Below are 20,496 nucleotides of genomic sequence, written 5' to 3'. Positions count from 1 at the left end.
CCGCTTTTCGTAGCCTCATAGGGAGGCGGCAGATCCTCGTTTCTGCCGCCTCCCTTTCTTTTTGCCGCGGGCGGGGTGACCGGGGCTTTCGGTCCTCCTCGCATCGGCCTGTCACAATCGAGGCGTGCTGATTGCTGACTCTGCTGATCCTCGCCTTGACGACTATCGCTCGCTCACTGATGTAGCGCTACGGCGCAGGCTTGAGCCCGAGCGAGGTCTGTATATGGCGGAAGGCGCCAAGGTGATTGAGCGGGCGTTGCGGGCAGGGCATCGACCGCGCTCGATTTTGGTGAGTGAACGCTGGCTTTCGGGTGTGAATGAGGTGTTGGCGCACACGGGCGCGACGGCCGACGTGCTCGTGGCGTCAGAAGAGTTGATGGAAACCATCACCGGGTATCAAGTGCACCGCGGAGCGCTGGCGGCGATGGAGCGGCCAGCACTGCCTCAGCTGCGCGATCTCGTTGCGGGCGCTCGCCGTGTGGTGGTGCTGGAGGGCATCGTGGACCACACGAATGTGGGAGCGATTTTCCGGTCTGCTGCGGGAATCGGCGCTGATGCGATCGTGGTGGCTCCTACCTGCGCGGACCCGTTGTATCGCCGCTCGGTCAAGGTCTCCATGGGCACGGTGTTTCAAGTGCCGTGGACCAGAGTGCAGGAATGGCCAGGGGCGTTGACCGACCTGAAGGACGAGGGTTTCACTGTTGCCGCTCTTGCCCTTGCCGATCACGCTGTTTCCTTAGATGACTTTGCTGCTGACAGGCATGAGCGTGTGGCGATTGTCATGGGGGCTGAAGGAGACGGGCTGTCTTCCAGTGCTGTGCAGGCGGCCGATGCTGTCGTGACGATCCCGATGGCGGGGGGAGTGGACTCGTTGAATGTGGCCGCAGCCTCTGCGGTGGCGTTGTGGGCGTTGAAGTAGGGCTACCCGTCATGTAGACGATGTCAGGCCCTCCTGCGATAATCGAACATATGTTCGAACGCGAGGTGACTCGCGGTGATCGCAGGAGAGTGGTGATGAAGGAACTGAACGCTCTGGGGTCCTTGGTCTCCACCGGCGCTGTTGCGTCAAGGAGAGACGAGCGTCTGAAGCGTGCCCGGGCGGCGCTTCACAGCGTAGAAGCACGAATGGGTGCAACCCGGTCTCCTGCAATCGCGGAGTCTCTGCCCTTGACTCCCGCTATCGCCGCGTTGCTGCCCAGTGGAGTGCGACCCGGCAGCGTGGTGAGAGTTGAGGGCTCCACCGCGCTGATGCTCGAAGTCGCGGTGGAAAATTCACGGCGGGGAGCGTGGACTGCCCTGATGGGAATGCCCACGGTGGGTGTCCTCGCGGCGGCCAGGAGAGGCATCGACTTATCGCGTGTGGCGCTGGTGCCACACCCCGGCATCCATGCCCCGCAAGCGGTGGGAGCTGCCATCGAGGGCATAGAGATGGTGCTAGTGGGAAGTGCCGTGGCGTTGTCTGACGCGGACCGTCGCAGACTCGCCGCGCGGGCAAAGGAACGGTCCGTCGTGATCGTGGCGGCTGGTCCGTGGGGTCAAGCCCAGGCCACGCTTCGAGTGGAGCATTCACAATGGAGAGGATTAGGGGACGGGCAAGGGCGTCTGCGAGAACGGTCGTTGACAGTCCTAGTGTCGACGAAGCATGACGCCCGTCCGCGGCGGGTGCAGGTCGTGTTGGAACACGATCATGCGTGGGGTTTGCGCAGTTCTCGCCAGGCGGTGAACGAGGAAGTCGCATGAGTCGCGCAAAGCCCAGCAGCGTGGTGGCGACGACTCGCCGGGCCGTGCTGTGGGTGCCGGACTGGCCTGTCGCCGCAGCGATGAAAGAAGCGGGTCTCAAGACGGATGCGCCAGCCGCGGTTCTTCACGGACGTGGACTTGTCGCGGTGTCTGCTGCTGCACGATCCGCTGGCGTGAGACGGGGGCAGACTCAACGTCTGGCCCAGCGGGCCTGCCCTGACATCGCGATCCTTCGTCACGACGAAGGGCGTGACTCCCGTGAGTTTGAGCCTGTCGCTGCTGCGGCAGAGCAGGTGGTGGCAGGTGTGGAGATATCCCGACCGGGGCTGCTGATGGTCCCAGCCGAGGGGGCAGCTCGCTTTCACGGTTCAGAAGAAGCCTTGGCAGAGGCACTCACGGGAGCTGTTGCGGAACTCAGCGGGTATGAGTGCGCGGTCGGTGCTGCAGACGGCATTCTCGCTGCGGTGATTGCCGCACGCAGCGTGAGCATCGTGCCCCCAGGGAAATCTGAGGAGTTTTTGCGGGGTCTGCCCATCCAGGATTTGGCTCTTGCTGCCATGGAACGACGGCAACGCGAATCCGTGGAGGGACTCGTGGACGTCCTCGTGAGGTTAGGCATCGTGACGCTAGGAGACTTCACCGCACTCCCTCGCGCAGACGTCGTTGCCCGGTTCGGCGCAGTGGGGAGGTGGGGGCACCTTGTCGCACGTGGGCATGACGTTCGCCCTCCCGTAGTCCGGCGTTCCTTGGACGACATCAGTGTGGGTTACCTGTGTGAAGAGCCAGCCGAACGAGTGGAGCAACTCACTCTGATCGCAGCTCAGGCCGCGAAGGAACTCGACGAGGCGCTCCTTGCCGCAGGGGTGAGATGCGGCAGAGTCCGGATCGAAGCAAGCACCGAGCGCGGCGACACTTTGGCCCGGGTGTGGCGCACCGATGTCGGCGTGCGGACGGGGGCATTCGCTCGACACATGACGGACCGCGTGCGATGGCAACTCGAGGGATGGCTGTCAGGGACCGCGCAAGGCCCCGAACCCGCACCCTTGACGTCCCTGAGCCTGACTGCGGAAGACGTCGTGTCGTTGGGCGATGAGCAGGCCTACCTGTGGGGAGGCACATCGGGGACCGATTCCCGAGCCCACCGCACCGTGGAAAGACTGCAGGCCCTCCTTGGAGTGGAGTCCGTGCTGTCCGTGGCAGAGCAGGGTGGCCGTTCTCCTCGGGATCGCGTTCTCGCACTGCCTTGGGGGCAAGAGACTCGTCAGGCGCGCCGCGTTGATCACCCCTGGCCAGGACAAATCCCGGACCCGCCGCCTGCGACTGTCCTCCCCTTTGCAGAACCCATGGAAGTGCTCGATGCCGGCGGTTCCCCCGTCGCGATCGACAGACGTCTGGGAATGAGCGCCTCGCCCACCTGGGTGCGCCTTCAAGCAGAGCCAGGGCAGGCTCGCCCCGCCGCAACCCGACGCCACCCGAGCGCTGGGAATGTGGGCTGGGAGCCTACCTGGGGTCAAGCGCGCCCTGTTGATGCCTGGGCAGGCCCATGGCCCATGGTGGAGAGGTGGTGGTCAGAAGACTCGTCGCGGCGGGCCTTTATGCAGATAGCCATGCGGAACGCCGACGGCAGCGCTGGCCCCGCTGTATTGGCGTGCTTCAGCGCTGGCCAATGGTGGCTGGAAGCTATCTATGACTGACCACGCTCGCTATGCCGAGCTGCATGCACACAGCGCCTTCAGCTTCCTGGATGGTGCCAGCCATCCTGAACAGATGGTCGCGGAGGCGGGACGCCTGGGACTCTCCGCGCTTGCTCTCACCGACCACGACGGCCTCTATGGTGCGGTGCGCTTCGCCAACGCGGCCAGAACCATCGGGCTGCCTACCGTCTTTGGAGCAGAGCTCCATCTGGCCGTGCCGAGTAGCGGGGGAGGCCCACCACTCCTGGAACCGTCAGCCGGAACCCCCGACCCGCAGAGCAGCCACCTGCTTGTCCTTGCACGTGGCGCCAGCGGCTATGCCAGGCTCTCCCACGCCATCGGCCTCGCGCATCTTGCGACAGGGGAGAAAGGTCTCGCGCAGTACAACATCGAGAACCTTGCGGACGACGGAAACGGAGAGCTCCTGGTCCTCACCGGCTGCCGCAAAGGCTCAGTCCGACGGGCGCTATCGGGTGCTGGCGTGCCTGGCGTGAACGCGCTCAGTGGAGCCGTCACACCACAGGGCTATGCCGCCGCCAAAGCAGAGATCGACCGGTTGGTAGCGCTCTTCGGTCGCGACAACGTCGCCATCGAACTCACCGACACGGGAGACCCTCACGACTCTGACCGCAACTCCGCGCTGTACGACCTGGCCTTTGATGCAGGCCTTCCCGCCGTGGCAACGACGAATGCTCACTACGCCACGCCACAGGAGGCAGACCTTGCTGGCGCGATGGCAGCTGTCCGGGCACGGTCATCACTGGACGATATGGATGGCTGGCTGTCAGGCGGAAGCGGGGCTCATCTCCGATCGGCAGCCGAGATGAGGCAACGGCACCGTCACCACCCGCAGGCTGTGGAGAACACGGTGATGCTTGCTCAGGAATCCGCCTTTGACCTCCACCTCGTCGCGCCCAACCTTCCCCCGTATCCGGTGCCTGAAGGGCACACCGAAGCCTCGTGGCTTCGCGAGCTAGTGCGCCGTGGAGCAAATGCCCGCTACGGCACGATCAACAATGAACGCGTTCCAGGGGCATGGAGACAGATCGAGCACGAACTCAATGTCATTGAGGCTTTGGACTTCCCCGGATACTTCCTGATTGTTCATGACATCGTGGACTTCTGCCGCAGAGAGGACATCCTGTGCCAGGGACGAGGCTCTGCCGCCAACTCTGCAGTGTGCTACGCGCTCGGCGTGACGGCCGTTGACGCCGTGACCCATGGACTTCTCTTTGAGCGTTTCTTGGCACCGGAACGCGACGGACCTCCCGATATCGACGTCGACATTGAGTCAGACCGCCGCGAAGAAGTGATCCAGTATGTGTTCAATCGCTTTGGGCGAATCAACGCTGCGATGGTCGCCAACGTCATTCAATACCGGCCTCGCTCTGCTGTCCGAGACGCGGCGAAGGCGCTGGGGTTCGACGTAGGACAGCAAGACGCCTGGTCCAAAAGCATCGACCGGTGGGGATCCTTGCGTGTTCCTCAAGAGAAGATGGAGGCATGGGCTGCACAACAACGTGACGCCATGTGGCCTGAACCGCCCCCGAGCCAGGACCTGGACCACATCCCGAATCAAGTATTGGACTTGGCCGACCGGCTGATGCAGCTGCCCCGACATCTGGGGATTCACCCCGGAGGCATGGTGCTGTGTGACCGTCCCGTCATTGATGTGTGTCCGGTCGAATGGGCCCGGATGCCGGGGCGCACCGTCCTCCAGTGGGATAAGGACGACTGTGCAGACGCAGGGCTGGTCAAGTTTGACCTTCTTGGGCTAGGGATGCTCTCGGCGCTCAAATATGCCTTTGGATTCGTCAGGGAGACACAGGACACAGACCTCGGTTTGCACTCCTTGCCGCAAGAGGATCCGGCAGTTTACGACCTCCTCTGTGCTGCCGACACGGTGGGGGTCTTTCAAGTCGAGTCCCGGGCCCAAATGGCGACGTTGCCGCGGCTACGGCCGCGAACCTTCTACGACATCGTCATCGAGGTGGCCCTCATCCGGCCAGGGCCGATTCAAGGCGGCTCGGTTCATCCCTACATCTCACGTAAACGTGGGCGTGAGCCAGTCACGTACCTCCACCCGTTGCTGGAGAAGTCCCTAGGAAAGACATTGGGCGTGCCGCTCTTTCAGGAGCAACTGATGCAGATGGCGATGGACTGTGCCGGGTTCGATGGGGCACTTGCCGACCAACTGCGGCGAGCCATGGGATCAAAACGTAGCCCTGAACGAATGGAAGCGCTGCGCGCACGCTTCATGGTGGGGGCTCACGAGCGTGGCATCGACGCTGCGGTGGCGACACAGATCTTCGACAAACTCAAAGCCTTCTCTGATTTTGGCTTCCCAGAGTCGCATTCTTACTCTTTCGCGTACTTGGTGTACGCCTCGAGTTGGTTGAAGGTGCACCAGCCGGCAGCTTTCTACGCGGGACTGCTCGCGGCACAGCCCATGGGCTTCTACAGCCCTCAGTCCCTGACCGCAGATGCTCGTCGTCATGGTCAAGTGGTACTCCGTCCCTGTGTGGCGCATTCCCGGGTGCTCGCTTGTGTCGAACGGTTGGATCGGCCCTTCGCTGAACCTTCAGACGTCCGCGTCGACTTTGCGCGGCTGAGTCGGGTCGACAGGTCCCTTGCGGTCCGGATGGGACTGGCCTCCATCAAGGGGCTCGGACGAGACGCAGCGCACGCCATCGTCAAGGCAAGGGAGCAGGGGCCGTTCTTGTCCATGACGGATATGGCGCGCCGCGTTCGTGTCCGGCCTGCGGGTGTCTCCGACTCGTGGGGATTAGCGCCCAGCAAAGGCCTGACAGTGGCTCAGTGGGAGGCCCTGGCCACAGCAGGCGCGCTTGAGTCGTTAGGGGTCACTCGGCGTGAAGGGCTGTGGGCCTCGGGTGCGCTGGGCAAGGAAGGTCCGGACACGTTGCCAGATGTGGTGCCTGGAACAGCGGCCCCCATGCTCCCCGGAATGAGCGAGGTGGAGGAAGCGATCGCAGACGTGTGGGCCTCAGGTGTGTCGGTCGGGAGTTATCCCACCGCTCATGTGCGTGAGGGACTGAAGGGTCAGGGAGTGATGACGGTGGCTCAGGTTCTCGCGCATGAGGCAGAACGGCGTGTGACGGTTGCCGGTGTTGTCACACATCGTCAGCGGCCCGGAACAGCGAAAGGCGTGACGTTCATCTCCTTGGAAGACGAGACAGGGTTTCTCAACGTGGTGTGCTCGAGGGGAGTGTGGAAGCGTTTCCAGGCGGTCGCTAGACGAAGCGCGGGGTTGGTCATCAGAGGTCGCATTGAGCGGGCAGACGGCGCCACGAACCTGGTGGCAGAGCATCTGGCGCCGCTGTCACTCGCAGTGCCTGCGAAGAGTCGAGACTTCCGATGAGACAGAGGCCAGAGGCGATTTCATTGGAGCCGAAAATGCGTGCTAGTATTGCCGTCGCGCTGAGGCGCTCGAAAGAGTAACTCAGGTCACCTCGTCCGGGTGGCGGAATTGGCAGACGCGCTAGCTTGAGGTGCTAGTGCCCGTTTAAGGGCGTGGGGGTTCAAGTCCCCCCTCGGACACCATGAGAAGGGCCGGAACGTAAGTTCCGGCCCTTCTGCTTTCTCTCCTCCGCACTGAGCAGCCTTGGGAATACCAGCGACGACGATCACGTTGCACCAGTCGTCCGAAGCAGTGAAGGCAAGATCAGTAAAGGAGTAGTTCCATGGGAACCCTTCTGTGGATTATCGCCGTCATCCTCGGTGTCATCGGAGTCATTCGACTGATTCAGAGGGACTTCCTTTGGGGAGCGATCCTCATTGTGGCCGCATTCCTTGTGGGTCCGGCGGGAGTCTCAATCTTCAATCCCTAATGCGCGTGGAGGGGGTGGTGTGCCGGTGCGACACCAGCACACCACCTTCGCCATGTGCACCCCGGGGAACGCGTCTGTGGACCCGCGGGACACTCCGAGCGGCGCAGCCCGGACTAGCCGTGCTTGCCACTGCGCGACTCCCGTTAGCCTGATGTCATGAGCCGCGACGTCGTACAGATCTGCCAGGACCTCATCCGCATCGACACCTCCAACTACGGTGACGAGCCCGGGCCAGGGGAGCGGGTTGCCGCAGACTATGTCGCGACCGTGCTCTCGGACCTGGGCCTCGATCCCGTTGTCCGTGAAGCGGCGCCGGGTCGAGCATCTGTTGTCGCCCGCTGGCGTGGCGCAGATCCTTCACGCGATGCCCTCGTGGTGCATGGCCACCTCGACGTGGTTCCTGCGTTCGCCGAGGACTGGTCGGTTGATCCCTTTGGCGCCGAAGTCAAGGACGGCATGCTGTACGGCCGTGGCGCTGTGGACATGAAGAACATGGACGCGATGATCCTGGCGGCGGTCGCGCAGATGATTGAGGCGGGGGCAACTCCGCCGCGCGACATCATCTTGGCGTTTTTCGCTGACGAAGAGCACGGCGGGCACCGCGGGGCCAAGTGGATGGTGGAGAACCACCCCGATGACTTTGCTGGCGCTACCGAGGCGATCAGCGAGGTGGGCGGCTTCAGCGCCTACGTCAACGGCCAGCGGGCCTACTTGGTGCAAACCGCGGAAAAGGGCATCCAGTGGTTGAAGCTCATCGCCACGGGGAAACAAGGCCACGGATCGCTCGTGCATACCGACAACGCTGTAGCGCACCTGGCGGGTGCGCTCGAGCGGATTGCTGCCCACCGCTGGGACGTCGACGTGACCCCTACGGTGGAGCAGCTATTGCGCGGGGTTGCCGAGCTCGAGGGTGTGGACTACGAGCCCACGGACGCATGCATCGGCCGCCTCGTGGAGGGGATGGGCGCCATGGCACCGATGATCGATGCTTCGATTCGCAACACCTCGAATCCGACCATGATGGACGCCGGATACAAGACCAACGTCGTTCCCGACACCGCCATTGGGTATGTCGACACGCGCTACCTGCCTGGACAACAAGAGCAGGTGCTACGCAAGATCGAGGAACTCGCCGGCACACATGTCAAGGTCGAGCCCTACATCACCGAGCGCAGCCTCGAAGCGCCATTCACAGTGCCGCTGGTAGACAAGATGATCCAGGCATTGGGTGTCGAGGACCCGGGTGCTCCGGTGCTGCCGTATTCGCTGATGGGTGGCACTGACAACAAGCATCTCGCTGCGCTCGGCATTACTGGCTACGGGTTTGCGCCATTGCTCCTGCCCCCTGAGTTGGACTTCCCATCGTTGTTCCACGGCATCGATGAGCGGATCCCTGTGGAGAGCCTTCACTTCGGTACCCGCGTCCTGGTGAACTTCCTGTCTGACTGCTAGGCGACGTCAGTGCGCTGAGGTCGAATCACCCGACGCCGGAGCCACACACGCCGACTCCCGCCAATCAAGATCTGAGAACGGGTCAACTCCCACCTGCCGTACTCAGCGTGCTCGGTGAGCATGGTGCGAGCATCGGCGCGGGTCATGCCCATGGGGATAGTGATCACGCGCCATTCGTAGCGTTTGGGGCGGCTTGCGCCACGGCGAGTGGGGGTGATCCTGTGCTGGGGCCGAACTTCGTGTGTCATGACACCTCCCATTGAACCGCTTTCACGGTTATCGTCGAGAACATGAGCGTTGATGCGCGAGAAGCACTGCGGCGGTTGACAGCGGCCTTGGAGACACATCTCGAGGCCATTGCGGAGCGCCGCGGGGACGAGGACGCTGCCGTTGACAATGCGTACGAAGTCGTGGCGAGTGCATTTGCGACGTATGAGGATGCTCTTGATCGCGAGTACGCGGAGACGTTGCCAATAGTGCTCGCCGATGACTTCGACAGCGATGTCCTGGATGGGCATGCGGTGGAGGACGAAGACGCCCTTGACGACGACCTTGACGACTTCGACTTGCAGTAAACCGCGTCGCGAAACGTGAAGGCACTCATCTCGTTACCGACGTTCGGGATAGCCGATGTGAGGGGCGGAGATCTCATCGAGCGCGGACCCGATGGCTTCCGGCAGGTGGTGGGTAGCGGCCCGAAGTGACGGCGCCAGCTGCGTGGCGGTTCGCGCGCCGACCACAGTCGAAGCAACCTCATCGCGTCCGAGGACCCAGGCGAGGGCAGTCTCCTGCATGCTCCAATCGAGTCCTTCTGCGGCTGTGGCGAGGGCTCGGGTAATGGCGGTGGAACGCTCGTCGAGGTACGGCTCAACGAAGCCTGCGAGATGTTCTGACGCCGCTCGGGAGTCCGCGGGAATCGAATCCAGGTATTTGCCGGTCAGCACGCCACGGCCAAGTGGCGACCAGCCAAGAAAGCCCATGCCTAGCGCCTCAGTCGCGGGCAATACCTCTCGTTCGACGCCACGTTGGAGCAGCGAGTACTCGCATTGGGTGGCGGCGATGGCGGGGCGTCCTGTGGCAAGTGTCGCGATGTGCGTCATCGCCCAGGCAGGGAAGTTCGACACGCCCACGTAGCGTGCGCGACCGGAGTTCGCCGCGATTTCCAAGGCGTGCAGAGTCTCTTCCAGCGGGGTGACCGAGTCGTACGCATGGACGAGCCACAGATCGACATGATCGGTGTGGAGACGCTTCAAGGACGCGTCGAGAGAGGCCAGCATGGTGTTGCGTGAAGAATCGATGACACCGCCGCGTGACGTTCTCCTGATGCCAGCCTTGGTGCAGATCTGAACTTCGCTGCGGTTCACGGTGCCGCCGAGCATCGCGCCGATGGTGGCTTCAGAACCGCCATCAGCGTACGAAGCCGCCGTATCGACAAGCGTGCCCCCAGCGTCGAGGAACAGGTCAAGTTGTGCGCCGGCTTCGTCAGCGTTGGTGTCGCGCGACCACGTCATGGTCCCGAGTGCGAGCCTCGAGACTTCGAGTCCGCTGTTGCCGATTCGCCTGCGTTCCATAGTCCGGAACGCTATCGCTCTGGCGGCACGTGTCAGTGGTGCGACTCGCGGGCGCTAGCCTTGCCGTCATGGGTTGGTGGGAAGCAGTCATCCTCGGACTTGTGCAGGGCATCACGGAGTTCCTGCCGATCTCTTCGAGCGCGCATATTCGAGTCATTGGGCCGTTGCTGCCTGGAGGTGAGGATCCGGGGGCCGCGTTCACCGCGATCATTCAGTTGGGTACGGAAGCGGCCGTGTTGCTGTACTTCCGCAAGGACATCGCGCGCATCATCACTGCTTGGGTACGAGCTTTGGCCGGCAAGGATGGGCCGAGCCGTGCTGAGCGCTTCGGTTCGAAGAACGCTGATGCCCGCATGGGTTGGTGGGTCATCCTCGGAACCTTGCCGATCGTGATTGCTGGGCTTGCCTTCCAGGACTACATCGAAGGCCACCTTCGCAACTTGTATTTGACCGCAATCGTGCTGGCGGTGTTCGGCATCGTCTTGGGTATTGCGGACAAGCTGGGACGCAAGGAACGCGAACTGACGAGCCTGCGGGGCAAGGATGCAGTCTTGCTTGGTCTCGCACAAGCCATGGCGCTCATCCCTGGTGTGTCCCGCTCCGGTGGCACGATCTCGATGGGCCTGTTGCTCGGACTCACCCGCGAGGCTGCGGCGCGCTACTCGTTCCTTCTTGCCATTCCCGCAGTCCTGGGCTCCGCTGGCTTGGAACTGGTCACGAATGCAGATGAGTTGACGCATGCCGGTGGCCCCGGAGTTGCCAATACGGTGATTGCCACCATCGTCGCCTTCGCTGTCGGCTATGTCGTGATCGTGTGGTTCCTGAAACTGATTACGCACCACACGTTCTGGCCGTTCGTCTGGTACCGCATCGGCTTGGCAATCCTCATTGTGGGGCTGCTTGCCGCGGGTACGATCCCTGCGCTGTAGTTCCCGAGCTGTGGGCCCCGGCACCACACCCGGGCCGGAGGACCGCTCCCTATTCGAAGTTCTTGGGGCCACCGCCGTCGCGGCGGCGCAGGAACCTTTCGAACTCTGCGGCGATCGCATCGCCTGATGCCTCCGGGAGGCTAGTTTCGTCCATCAGCGCTTCGAGTTGCTGCACGTGTTCGGCGATCTCCTCGTCCTCTTGGGCGAGTTCGTCTGCTCCACGAACCCAGGCATCGGCCTCATCAGGCAAGTCGCCAAGGTCGATGGTCGTGTCGAGCAGCCGTTCGAGTTGTACCAAGAGCGCGGCCGTTGCCTTGGGGCTTGGTGGGTGCGCGATGTAATGGGGAACTCCCACCCAGACACTCAGGACCGTGATGCCCCGCTGCTCAGCCTCGTGGCCCAAGACGCCCACGATTCCTGTGGGGCCTTCGTAGTCTGAGGCCTCAAGACCAAAGCGGGCGCGTGCCGATTCCTGTTCCGACGTGACAAAGGTAGGACGAGGCCGGGTGTGAGGCACATCGACTAGCAGTGCGCCACAGGTGACGAGGGTGCTGACGCCCAAGTTCTCGGCGTGGTCAAGGATCTCCTTGCAGAAGGTGCGCCACCGCATTGAAGGCTCGATGCCGCGCACAATGCTCACTGCCGGAGAGCCTTCAATGCTGGTCGTCGAAATGATGGTGCCGGGCCACGACATCACACGCTCGCCGTTGGCATCCCGCACGATCGAAGGGCGGGAAACCTGGAAGTCGTGATAGTCCTCGGGATCCAACGTGGCATGCACCGTGGCATCCCAGGTCGTAGCGAGGTGGTCGAGTGCAGTCGAGGCCGCACCTCCGGCATCATTCCAGCCCTCAAAGGCAGCGATCATGACAGAGTCGTCAGGGCCGAGTGCGGGGTTCAGATCGTCCGGGGTCATTCAGCCAGCCTAGACTTGTGTGCCGTGACTTCGCACCCTTCTGATCCGCAAGCCGTTCTGTGGGACATGGACGGAACTCTGATCGACTCGGAGCCGTACTGGATAGCGGCCGAAACCGAGCTCGCAGCCCGGTTTGGCGTGACCTGGACGCACGAGGATGGCCTCCAGATGGTGGGCAACCCCTTGCCGGTGTCGGCGCAGATTCTTCGTGACCGCGGAGTTGCGCTGAGCGACGACGAGATCATTGGCTATCTCATCATGCGGGTGCGTGCCCAGATCTCGTCGCACGTGCCGTGGCAGGCCGATGCGCGTGCACTTCTCGAGGCCTCCGTGGCTGCGGGCATTCCTAACGCGCTGGTGACGATGTCGTACACGCCACTGGCTGAGGCATTGACGGCGGCGGTTCCTGACGCGTTCGCGGTCGTGGTGACGGGGGACCGGGTGGAACGGGGCAAGCCGGACCCCGAGGCGTATCTCACGGCGGCGCGAGAGCTTGGCGTCGACATCGAACGCTGTGTGGCGATCGAGGACTCGCCAGCGGGGGTGCAATCCGCGTGGATGTCGGGCGCGGCGACGGTGGGCGTGCGGCGTCTGACGCCTTTGGTGGCGCGAGCGGGCTTGTCGCGAGTCCACAGCCTGGAGGGTTGGGATGCACAGACGCTCGCGCGGGTCAGCGCCGGTGAAGTGATTGACGAACTCGGCGACGCTCAGTAGCCCCGGACACTAGGCCTGAGGTCGAACTCCCAGCGCGACCTCGACAGCGTCGGGGTCGAGTTCCGGTGGCGTGCCGCCAAATGCGGGGCACAAGCTTTGGAAACTGCACCAGCCACAGAGTTTCGACTTCTGCGGACGGAAGACACCCGCCTTCGCTGCGCCGAGGATCTCATCCCACAACTCCCGAATCTCGTGTTCCACGAGGTCGAGGTCTCCTGACGTAGGGCGCAACACGAGAGTTCCGCCATCTTTGAGGAACAGCAGTTGTAGAAGCGCGGGGCGACGCCCACGCAGCCGTTCCACCAGCAGGGCGTAGAACTTCATCTGGAACTTCTCTTTGGCCCCGTACTGAGGGAGAGGGGTCTTGCCAGTCTTGTAATCGATGATTCTGATGGAACCGTCAGGGGCGACGTCGACCCGGTCGATGAATCCACGCAAGAGCGGTCCGTCGGGAAGTTGAAGTTCGACGAACTCCTCGCGGGCGTCGGGTTCGAGCCGTTGCGGGTTCTCCATCGTGAAGTAGGTGCGGAGTCGTTGGCGACCGTCGTCAAGCCAGGCGGACTCGTCGGCGGGACTGGCGTGCAAGTCTCCGAGCGCGGGTGTGCGCTTGAGCATGAGCCGCCACCGGGGCTCCAGCATCGCAAGGGCCGCTTGTTCGCTGCGTTCACGCGCAGGCTGGTCGTACAAGTCTTCGAGAACGGCGTGCACCAACGTGCCTAGGGTTGCCGCGGCGGACGGCGGCTCGGGAATCTTGTCGACAACGCGCAGTCGGTAGAGGTGGGGGCACTGGCGAAAGTCGCCTGCTCGTGATGGGGACAGAGCAGGGGCTCGGCGTGCAGCAGACATGAAACCCAGCGTAGGCGGTGGCTCCGACAGTGGAGGCGAACCCTCTACCGTTGTCACCATGACTTCGTCCCCGCAACGCAGCCCAGGCTGGAACTTCGGTCACCTCTTTGGTGCACGCCTGGTCCTCAGGCCGTCGACCCTCGTGATGGTGGTGGTGCTTGCCCTCATCTTCAGTACCGGAAGCGGTACCGAGCTCACGCGGAGAAGTTTCACTCTTGGGGTGATCTTCGCGGTTCTGCTATTCGTGTCGGTGTTTCTTCATGAGTTGGCCCACGCGGCGACAGCACGCGCGTTCGGCCGGCGAGTGGACGAAGTAGTGATCACGTTGTGGGGCGGGCACACGAGTTTTGACGGCGCAGGACTCACTCCGCGAGTGCAGGGACTCGTCGCCGCCGCTGGTCCCGTTGCGAACCTGGTCGTTGCCGGGCTTGCGTATGTACCGATCTGGCTGGGCTGGGTCAGTATGGACTTGCTCGACCGCCTCGCGGGAGATGTGTGGTTGTACGCCGCGCTCCAATGGGTGATCTGGGCGAACGTGCTGTTGGCGATCTTCAATGCACTCCCGGGTATCCCGATGGACGGGGGCCGGGTACTTGAATCGCTCGTGTGGGCTGGCACCGGATCGAGGTACACAGGGTTGCGTGTCGCGGCGTGGGGTGGCCGCGTGGTCGCGGTTGGTTTTGTGATCTACTCCCTCGGAGGACCGCTGCTCCAGGGCCGCGCGCCTTCGGCCTTTGAGGTGGTGTGGGCCGGGTTGATCTTCATGCTGCTGTGGCCCGCAGCGTCGCATGCGTTGCGCATGTCTCAGGTGTTGCAAGCCCGCGACAGCATGAGTGTTGCGGCGCTCATGCTGCCTGCAGTGGCAATGGAGCATCACCGGTCAGTTCGCGACGCGCTTGCGCTTGCGCAGAGCGCGGGCGCGGCCGAGGTGATTGTCGTCAATCCCACGGGGCAGGCGGCCGGTCATTTTCCTGTCAGTCTCGCATCGTCTGTTCCCGCTGAAGAACGGGACGCCACCACGCTGGTGTCCGTCACTATGCCCTTGCCGCAAGGTGCCACCATCAGTGTGGACGCCACCGGTAGCGATGTCACCCAGGCGCTCGAGCAGTGGTGGGGTAAGACTGATGTCGTGGTCGTGACCGATGCGGGAGGGTTTGCCGGCGTACTGCGGTTGACTGACGCGATGAAGGCCCTGCAATAGCGCGCCCTAGACTGGGGGCATGACTTCATCCCTCCCCACTGGCGCGGCAGAGCGTCGCGGTCCGCTGCGTGCGGGCGACCGTGTTCAACTCACCGATGCCAAGGGTCGCCACCACACGATCATTCTTGAACCGGGAAAGACGTTTCACACGCATCGGGGCCAGTTCAATCACGACGACATCATCGGTGGGCCGGAAGGCGCGGTGGTGACCAACACCGCGGGCTACGAGTACCTGGTCTTGCGTCCGCTCCTGAGCGACTACGTCATGTCGATGCCGCGTGGCGCCGCCGTGATCTACCCCAAGGACTCCGGACAGATCATCCAGATGGCGGACATCTACCCGGGTGCGCGCGTGGTGGAAGCCGGGGTGGGGTCGGGAGCCCTATCGATGTCGTTGTTGCGCGCCGTGGGCGATGGGGGACAACTCATCTCGATCGAGCGCCGTGAAGACTTCGCCGACATCGCGCGAGCCAACGTCGAGAACCAGTTTGGTGGTCCACACCCCGCGTGGCGTCTTGAGACTGGCGACTTCGCTGACCGTGTCGCAGACGTTGCAGAACCCGGCACTGTCGACCGCGTCATCCTGGACATGCTGGCACCGTGGGAGAACATCGACGCCGCAGCAGACGCGTTGACGCCCGGTGGTGTGTTCCTCGCCTATGTCGCGACCACCACACAGTTGTCGCGTACCGCTGAGGCGTTGCGCGATCACGGCGGCTATACAGAACCCCAGGCATGGGAGTCGATGGTGCGTACCTGGCACCTCGAGGGACTCGCGGTTCGCCCTGACCACCGCATGATCGGGCACACCGGTTTCTTGATCACTAGCCGCCGGATGGCACCTGGAGTTCAGGCTCCGGTGCGCAAACGCCGTCCGGCCAAGGGTGCATACCCCACAGATGGTGAGTGGACACCTGAGGACTTGGGCGAGCGCGCCGTGTCTGACAAGAAGATCCGGCGCGTCCGTCGCGACGTCACGACAGCACAGACACAGGGGGACCAGGACTAGTGGTAACCGAAGGTCAGGACCGAATCGCAGCTCTCCAGGCACGGAACGCTGAACTGCAACGACTCCTCGAAACCTCACGCGAAGCGCTCGGGGAGATGCGGATCAAACTCGCTGAAGCATCGGCCCCACCACACACCTTTGCCACCTTCGTTCAGCGGGTCGGCGAGCATGTGGACATTGTGAGCAGCGGACGCCGTATGCGCGTGGGGATCATGCCTGATCTAGATGTCGACCTGTCGCCTGGCGACGAGGTGCTCGTGAACCCCATGAGTGTGGTCGTGGGAGTCGCGGAACCTGAGCGCACCGGCCAGGGCGCGCTGGTACGCGAGGTGCTCGATAACGACCGTGTCTTGGTCGTGTCGCGCGGCGAAGACGAGCGGGTGGTGCGTCTCGTGGGAGGCGAGGCTCGTGAACGTCTCCACGAGGGTGACACGGTCATCATCGATCCCCGTTCGGGCTTTGCGACGGAACGCATCGACCGATCGGGTGTCGAAGCGCTCTTGCTGGAAGAAGTGCCTGACGCAGACTTTGCCTCGATCGGTGGTCTCAGCGGTCAGATCGAGCGCATTCGCGACGCTATTGAACTGCCGCTACGACACCCCGAGTTGTACCGCGAACACGCGTTGAACCCGCCTCGCGGACTGCTGCTCTATGGCCCTCCTGGCTGTGGCAAGACTTTGATCGCGAAGGCAGTCGCCCACTCCTTGGCAGATGCGGTGGGTGCGGACCGGTCGTACTTTCTGTCGGTGAAGGGCCCCGAGCTGCTCAACAAGTACGTGGGTGAGACCGAACGTTACATCCGCACCATCTTTGAGCGCGCGCGGGCGAAGGCGTCCTCCGGAGCCCCCGTTGTCGTCTTCTTTGACGAGATGGAAGCCTTGTTCCGTTCACGCGGTAGCGGCGTCAGCTCGGACATGGAAACCACCATCGTTCCGCAGCTCCTCACCGAACTTGATGGCGTCGAGCAGCTGGGGAACGTCATCGTGATTGGTGCCTCCAACCGCGAGGACATGATCGATCCTGCGATTCTGAGGCCCGGCCGGTTGGACGTGAAGATCGAGATCTCGCGCCCTGACGCCGCTAGCGCACGTGACATCTTCTCCAAGTACCTCACTTCGGAGCTGCCGCTGTCGACGAGTGCACTCGCAGCGTCCGGAGGAGACCCTGAGGCCGCTGTCAAGGAACTCGCCGACCATGCCGTGGGACGCCTCTACGCAGATCCTGACAACCGTCAGCACATGTCCGGCGCCTTGGTGCGCAACGTGGTTGATCGTGCCAAGACGCTCGCGATCAAGGAAGTGATTGCTGGTGGCGAACGTGGCATCACCGCTGAACATCTTGAGCGTGCCTGCGAACAGGAGTTGGCGGAGGCCCGCGCGGTTGCAGCAAGCACCCTGCGCGAAGGGTAACTCGTATGCGTATCGTCGGCATTGAGACCGAATACGGGATTGTGGATCCCGCGAACCCGCAGGCTAATCCGATTCTGATGTCCTCACGTCTTGTGGAGGCGTGCCGGCAGTGGGCAGGGGACAACACTGCTCGCTGGGACTACGGCGGAGAAGACCCGCTGCAGGACCAGCGAGGTTCCCGCCGTGAGCGGTCGCAAGCCCATCCGGACATGCTGACGGATGAATCAGAGTTCGATCGTGGGGCAGGGAAGGTCACGTTGCGTCGGCGTCGCGGGTCCTGGGAGGACCCCGCCCATCTCAACGCGGTACTTGCCAATGGTGCGCGTTTCTACGTCGACCATGCGCACCCGGAGTACTCGGGTCCGGAGGTGTCGAGCGCGCGGGATGCGGTGCTGTGGGACCGTGCTGGGGATGCGATCACGCTGGAGGCTGCCAGCCAGTACCGGGAGTCCGAGGGGCTCGACATCGCTCTCTATAAGAACAATGTTGACGGCAAGGGAGCGTCCTACGGCACCCATGAGAACTTTCTTGTGCGCCGCGATGTCAACTTCGACGACTTGATTCGGCGGCTCACACCGCACTTGGTGACGCGACAAGTCATGACGGGCGCGGGAAGAGTGGGACTGGGGCAGCGCGGTGAACACGAGGGCTTCCAGATCTCCCAGCGTGCCGACTATATGGAGGCGGAGGTCGGTCTCGAGACGACCTTGCGGCGTCCCATCATCAATACCCGAGACGAACCTCACGCGGATCGTGCCCAGTGGCGGCGTCTGCACGTGATCATCGGCGATGCCAACTGCTTCGAGATGCCGGTGTTGCTGAAGGTTGGAACCACCTCGTTGGTTCTTGCTGCGGTTGAGGCGCAGGACGAGCGCCTCGATGCGCTTGAACTGGCCGATGCCGTACCCGCCGTCCAAACGGTGTCACACGACGTTTCCTTGCGTGTGACGATTCCACTGGCAACAGGGGAGAACGCCACCGCGCTGGAGATCCAGCGGGCACTGCTGGGGATCTGCCGTGACTACGCTACCGACGCGGGCGATCACCTGGTGTTGGTGCATTGGGAACGAGTACTCGACGCGTTGGAACGCGACCCCATGAGTGCATCGAAAGATGTGGAATGGGTGGCGAAACTCGCGTTGCTGGGACGTCTTCGCGAACGTCATGCAACCGTCCACCCCGATGGAACTGCGGAGCCGCTTGCGTGGACAGACGCGCGGCTCGCGGCGTTGGACGTTCAATGGAGTCGGCTAGGTGACGGGTGGGCGCACAAACTCACCCAGGCAGGTCAGGTGACGCGTCTCACGGACGATGCGGAAGTGGCGGAAGCGATGAAGCGTGCGCCGCGCGACACGCGTGCTGCAGCGCGTGCACGGTTGATCGCGGCGCGTCCCGACATTGTGGACGCCGCCGGGTGGGCCTCGGTCGTGCTCGACCGGGACACTGAGCATGGAGAGCTCGAGGTCATCCACTTGGATGACCCGCATCGAGCGAGTCACCCCTTGATCGATGCCCTCGCGTCCCAGCGCGCATGAGTCGTGGCTAGACTGACGAACATGCCTCAGACACATTCCTCCAGCCACGGGTACGAGGACGAAACCCCGGAACCGGCTCCAGCCCCAGCCAAGGTCGAGAGTACGGACGCACTCGATAGTCTGCTGGACGAAATTGATGACTCTTTGCAGGTCAATGCTGAGCAGTTCGTGCGGTCGTTTGTGCAGAAGGGCGGGCAGTAGCCTCGTCCGCTTCGCCTGTGGGATTCGATGTTCCGCCGCCGCTGGAGGTTCCAGCCGAGCGTCGGATTTTTGGCTTGGAAACCGAGTTCGGGCTGCACCTTGATGCCCCGCGCGCGCGTGCCGTCACTCCCGAGGAAGTCGCGGGGCATCTCTTCCGCTCTGTTGTCGAGTGGGGACGGTCATCGAACGTGTTCCTGCCCAACGCCTCCCGTCTCTACATCGATGTGGGCGCGCACCCCGAGTATGCGACGGCAGAGTGTGACTCGCTGACCGATCTGATTGCCTCTGACAAGGCTGGTGAACGCATCGTCCACGATCTCATCGCGGATGGTGAACGGCGCCTCGCTGAGGCCGGGGTGGATGGCACGATCCACCTGTACAAGAACAACACGGACTCTCACGGGAACTCCTACGGGTGCCACGAGAACTACTTGGTGCGCCGTAGGGCGGACTTCCGCGCTTTCGCATCGGCTTTGCTGCCGTTCCTCGTGACGCGTCAGGTGGTGACTGGTGCCGGGTGCATTACCCGGACCCCACAAGGCGCGCACTTCAGTTTCTCTCCACGTGCTGACCACATGTGGGAGGGCCTCAGCTCGGCGACGACACGGTCGCGGCCCATGATCAACACTCGTGACGAGCCACACGCGACCGCAGAGCTGTATCGGCGCATGCACGTCATCGTGGGCGACTCCACGATGGCCGAGGCCACGACGTTGCTCAAGGTCGGCGCGACCGACCTGATGCTTCGGCTCATGGAAGCGCATGTGCGGCTGCCTGATCTGACCTTGGCGAACGAGATGCAGGCGATCCGTGCGGTCGCTCACGATCTTTCGGCGCAAGCGACCGTCGAGTTAGCAGACGGTCGGCACCTCACGGCCATTCAGATCCAACGCGAGTATCTGGCAGTGGTGCAGGCGAACGTGGGCGGCGTGATCGAGCCCACGGATGAGGTCGCTCGCATCCTTGATTTGTGGGAACGTGGCTTGCGCGCCGTCGAGACGCAGGACTACTCGCTGATCGATACGGAACTTGACTGGGCGATCAAGCTCCGGCTGCTGACGCGGTATCAGGAGCGTCTCCAGTGTTCGCTCGACGACCCACGCTTGGCCCGTCTTGAACTCGCCTTTCACGATGTGTCCCCCCAACGGGGGCTGTACTACAAGCTCGTGGAACAGGGACTCGTCCAGACAGTCGTTGACCCAGAGCGGATCACCACGGCGATGACAACGCCGCCGCAGACGACCCGTGCACGGTTGCGCGGGGCCTTCGTTGAGGCTGCAGTGAAAGCCCAGCAAGACTTCACAGTTGACTGGGTGCATCTGAAGCTGACAGGAGCACATCAGACCGTCCTGCTGAAGGATCCGTTCCGGAATATCGACCCTCGTGTCGAGGCCCTTGTGGAGGCTATCGAATCCTGACACGTAGGGATAG

At 63.1% G+C, this 20,496-nt stretch carries 19 protein-coding genes and 1 tRNA gene; 16 read left to right on the top strand and 4 right to left on the bottom strand.

Going from position 1 to position 20,496, the window contains the following annotated elements; genetic code table 11:
* Nucleotides 1-124: 124 nt before the first annotated feature.
* From ON058_RS07305 to ON058_RS07275, 7 genes are all read left to right on the top strand, one after another.
* Complete coding sequence (locus ON058_RS07305) at nucleotides 125-919, top strand: RNA methyltransferase (RefSeq protein ID WP_274668363.1); 795 nt, start codon at nucleotides 125-127, stop codon at nucleotides 917-919.
* A 95-nt stretch (nucleotides 920-1,014) separates the two neighbouring features.
* Nucleotides 1,015-1,740 (top strand): hypothetical protein, encoded by a 726-nt coding sequence (locus ON058_RS07300; protein ID WP_274668362.1) that lies wholly within the window; start codon nucleotides 1,015-1,017, stop codon nucleotides 1,738-1,740.
* The gene (locus tag ON058_RS07295) at nucleotides 1,737-3,434 is read left to right on the top strand and encodes a DNA polymerase Y family protein (protein WP_274668361.1); all 1,698 of its coding nucleotides are present in this window, start codon (nucleotides 1,737-1,739) and stop codon (nucleotides 3,432-3,434) included. Before ON058_RS07300 ends, ON058_RS07295 begins: the two co-directional genes overlap by 4 nt.
* Nucleotides 3,427-6,813 carry an error-prone DNA polymerase gene (locus ON058_RS07290; protein ID WP_274668360.1) on the top strand — a complete coding sequence of 1,129 codons (3,387 nt, stop codon included), beginning with the start codon at nucleotides 3,427-3,429 and terminating at the stop codon, nucleotides 6,811-6,813. Before ON058_RS07295 ends, ON058_RS07290 begins: the two co-directional genes overlap by 8 nt.
* Nucleotides 6,814-6,906: 93 nt before the next feature.
* Nucleotides 6,907-6,995 (top strand) — tRNA-Leu (locus tag ON058_RS07285).
* A 140-nt stretch (nucleotides 6,996-7,135) separates the two neighbouring features.
* Nucleotides 7,136-7,282: a GPGG-motif small membrane protein gene (locus ON058_RS07280; protein WP_274668359.1), complete on the top strand. Its 147-nt coding sequence runs from the start codon at nucleotides 7,136-7,138 to the stop codon at nucleotides 7,280-7,282.
* 156 nt (nucleotides 7,283-7,438) lie between these two features.
* The gene (locus tag ON058_RS07275) at nucleotides 7,439-8,734 is read left to right on the top strand and encodes a M20/M25/M40 family metallo-hydrolase (protein ID WP_274668358.1); all 1,296 of its coding nucleotides are present in this window, start codon (nucleotides 7,439-7,441) and stop codon (nucleotides 8,732-8,734) included.
* Here ON058_RS07275 and ON058_RS07270 read toward each other — a convergent pair.
* On the bottom strand, nucleotides 8,731-8,982 hold the full coding sequence (locus ON058_RS07270; protein ID WP_274668357.1) for a DUF5703 family protein: 252 nt from the start codon (nucleotides 8,980-8,982) through the stop codon (nucleotides 8,731-8,733). The two genes, ON058_RS07275 and ON058_RS07270, sit on opposite strands and share 4 nt — an antisense overlap.
* Nucleotides 8,983-9,024: 42 nt before the next feature.
* On the opposite strand from ON058_RS07270, the gene ON058_RS07265 reads away from it, so the two are divergent.
* Entirely contained in the window at nucleotides 9,025-9,309 is a 285-nt protein-coding gene (locus tag ON058_RS07265) for a primosomal protein (protein WP_274668356.1), read from the top strand.
* Between the two features lie 33 nt (nucleotides 9,310-9,342).
* On the opposite strand, the gene ON058_RS07260 is transcribed toward ON058_RS07265, so the two are convergent.
* Nucleotides 9,343-10,305, bottom strand: a complete 963-nt coding sequence (locus tag ON058_RS07260) for an aldo/keto reductase (RefSeq protein ID WP_274668355.1) — start codon at nucleotides 10,303-10,305, stop codon at nucleotides 9,343-9,345.
* A gap of 68 nt (nucleotides 10,306-10,373) precedes the next feature.
* Here ON058_RS07260 and ON058_RS07255 point away from each other — a divergent pair, with 68 nt between their 5' ends.
* On the top strand, nucleotides 10,374-11,234 hold the full coding sequence (locus tag ON058_RS07255) for an undecaprenyl-diphosphate phosphatase (RefSeq protein WP_274668354.1): 861 nt from the start codon (nucleotides 10,374-10,376) through the stop codon (nucleotides 11,232-11,234).
* Nucleotides 11,235-11,283: 49 nt separating this feature from the next.
* Here ON058_RS07255 and ON058_RS07250 read toward each other — a convergent pair whose 3' ends face one another.
* A complete protein-coding gene (locus ON058_RS07250; RefSeq protein ID WP_274668353.1) occupies nucleotides 11,284-12,150 on the bottom strand; it encodes a PAC2 family protein in 867 nt (288 codons plus the stop codon).
* Nucleotides 12,151-12,174: 24 nt separating this feature from the next.
* Between ON058_RS07250 and ON058_RS07245 the strand changes: the two genes are divergently transcribed.
* Nucleotides 12,175-12,864, top strand: coding sequence for an HAD family phosphatase (locus ON058_RS07245; RefSeq protein ID WP_274668352.1), 690 nt, complete (start codon nucleotides 12,175-12,177; stop codon nucleotides 12,862-12,864).
* A 9-nt stretch (nucleotides 12,865-12,873) separates the two neighbouring features.
* Here the strand turns inward: ON058_RS07245 and ON058_RS07240 are convergent, their stop codons facing one another.
* Nucleotides 12,874-13,710, bottom strand: coding sequence for a PD-(D/E)XK nuclease family protein (locus ON058_RS07240; protein ID WP_274668351.1), 837 nt, complete (start codon nucleotides 13,708-13,710; stop codon nucleotides 12,874-12,876).
* A 58-nt stretch (nucleotides 13,711-13,768) separates the two neighbouring features.
* Between ON058_RS07240 and ON058_RS07235 the strand changes: the two genes are divergently transcribed.
* From ON058_RS07235 to pafA, 6 genes are read left to right on the top strand one after another with little or no spacing between them, the layout of a single operon-like run.
* The gene (locus ON058_RS07235) at nucleotides 13,769-14,911 is read left to right on the top strand and encodes a site-2 protease family protein (RefSeq protein WP_274668350.1); all 1,143 of its coding nucleotides are present in this window, start codon (nucleotides 13,769-13,771) and stop codon (nucleotides 14,909-14,911) included.
* Between the two features lie 19 nt (nucleotides 14,912-14,930).
* Nucleotides 14,931-15,920: a tRNA (adenine-N1)-methyltransferase gene (locus tag ON058_RS07230; RefSeq protein ID WP_274668349.1), complete on the top strand. Its 990-nt coding sequence runs from the start codon at nucleotides 14,931-14,933 to the stop codon at nucleotides 15,918-15,920.
* Entirely contained in the window at nucleotides 15,920-17,329 is a 1,410-nt protein-coding gene (arc, locus tag ON058_RS07225) for a proteasome ATPase (RefSeq protein ID WP_274668348.1), read from the top strand. Before ON058_RS07230 ends, arc begins: the two co-directional genes overlap by 1 nt.
* Nucleotides 17,330-17,334: 5 nt before the next feature.
* Nucleotides 17,335-18,864, top strand: coding sequence for a depupylase/deamidase Dop (gene dop / locus ON058_RS07220; RefSeq protein WP_274668347.1), 1,530 nt, complete (start codon nucleotides 17,335-17,337; stop codon nucleotides 18,862-18,864).
* A gap of 21 nt (nucleotides 18,865-18,885) precedes the next feature.
* Nucleotides 18,886-19,065 (top strand): ubiquitin-like protein Pup, encoded by a 180-nt coding sequence (locus ON058_RS07215; RefSeq protein WP_274668346.1) that lies wholly within the window; start codon nucleotides 18,886-18,888, stop codon nucleotides 19,063-19,065.
* Nucleotides 19,066-19,082: 17 nt separating this feature from the next.
* Nucleotides 19,083-20,483 carry a Pup--protein ligase gene (gene pafA / locus ON058_RS07210; protein ID WP_274668345.1) on the top strand — a complete coding sequence of 467 codons (1,401 nt, stop codon included), beginning with the start codon at nucleotides 19,083-19,085 and terminating at the stop codon, nucleotides 20,481-20,483.
* Nucleotides 20,484-20,496 lie beyond the last annotated feature (13 nt).

This window comes from Demequina sp. B12 (genome assembly GCF_028823635.1).
Classification (GTDB): domain Bacteria; phylum Actinomycetota; class Actinomycetes; order Actinomycetales; family Demequinaceae; genus Demequina.
The sequence above is the reverse complement of the archived record's forward strand: the minus strand, read 5'-3'. Positions and strand labels throughout refer to the sequence as shown.

Excerpts from the sequence above, each read along its gene's own strand:
- ON058_RS07300 (WP_274668362.1), top strand. The coding sequence starts at position 1,015 with ATGAAGGAACTGAACGCTCTGGGGTCCTTGGTCTCCACCGGCGCTGTT.
- ON058_RS07295 (WP_274668361.1), top strand. The coding sequence starts at position 1,737 with ATGAGTCGCGCAAAGCCCAGCAGCGTGGTGGCGACGACTCGCCGGGCC.
- ON058_RS07290 (WP_274668360.1), top strand. The coding sequence starts at position 3,427 with ATGACTGACCACGCTCGCTATGCCGAGCTGCATGCACACAGCGCCTTC.
- ON058_RS07280 (WP_274668359.1), top strand. The coding sequence starts at position 7,136 with ATGGGAACCCTTCTGTGGATTATCGCCGTCATCCTCGGTGTCATCGGA.
- ON058_RS07275 (WP_274668358.1), top strand. The coding sequence starts at position 7,439 with ATGAGCCGCGACGTCGTACAGATCTGCCAGGACCTCATCCGCATCGAC.
- ON058_RS07270 (WP_274668357.1), bottom strand. The coding sequence starts at position 8,982 with ATGACACACGAAGTTCGGCCCCAGCACAGGATCACCCCCACTCGCCGT.
- ON058_RS07265 (WP_274668356.1), top strand. The coding sequence starts at position 9,025 with ATGAGCGTTGATGCGCGAGAAGCACTGCGGCGGTTGACAGCGGCCTTG.
- ON058_RS07260 (WP_274668355.1), bottom strand. The coding sequence starts at position 10,305 with ATGGAACGCAGGCGAATCGGCAACAGCGGACTCGAAGTCTCGAGGCTC.
- ON058_RS07255 (WP_274668354.1), top strand. The coding sequence starts at position 10,374 with ATGGGTTGGTGGGAAGCAGTCATCCTCGGACTTGTGCAGGGCATCACG.
- ON058_RS07250 (WP_274668353.1), bottom strand. The coding sequence starts at position 12,150 with ATGACCCCGGACGATCTGAACCCCGCACTCGGCCCTGACGACTCTGTC.
- ON058_RS07240 (WP_274668351.1), bottom strand. The coding sequence starts at position 13,710 with ATGTCTGCTGCACGCCGAGCCCCTGCTCTGTCCCCATCACGAGCAGGC.
- ON058_RS07235 (WP_274668350.1), top strand. The coding sequence starts at position 13,769 with ATGACTTCGTCCCCGCAACGCAGCCCAGGCTGGAACTTCGGTCACCTC.
- ON058_RS07230 (WP_274668349.1), top strand. The coding sequence starts at position 14,931 with ATGACTTCATCCCTCCCCACTGGCGCGGCAGAGCGTCGCGGTCCGCTG.
- dop (WP_274668347.1), top strand. The coding sequence starts at position 17,335 with ATGCGTATCGTCGGCATTGAGACCGAATACGGGATTGTGGATCCCGCG.
- ON058_RS07215 (WP_274668346.1), top strand. The coding sequence starts at position 18,886 with ATGCCTCAGACACATTCCTCCAGCCACGGGTACGAGGACGAAACCCCG.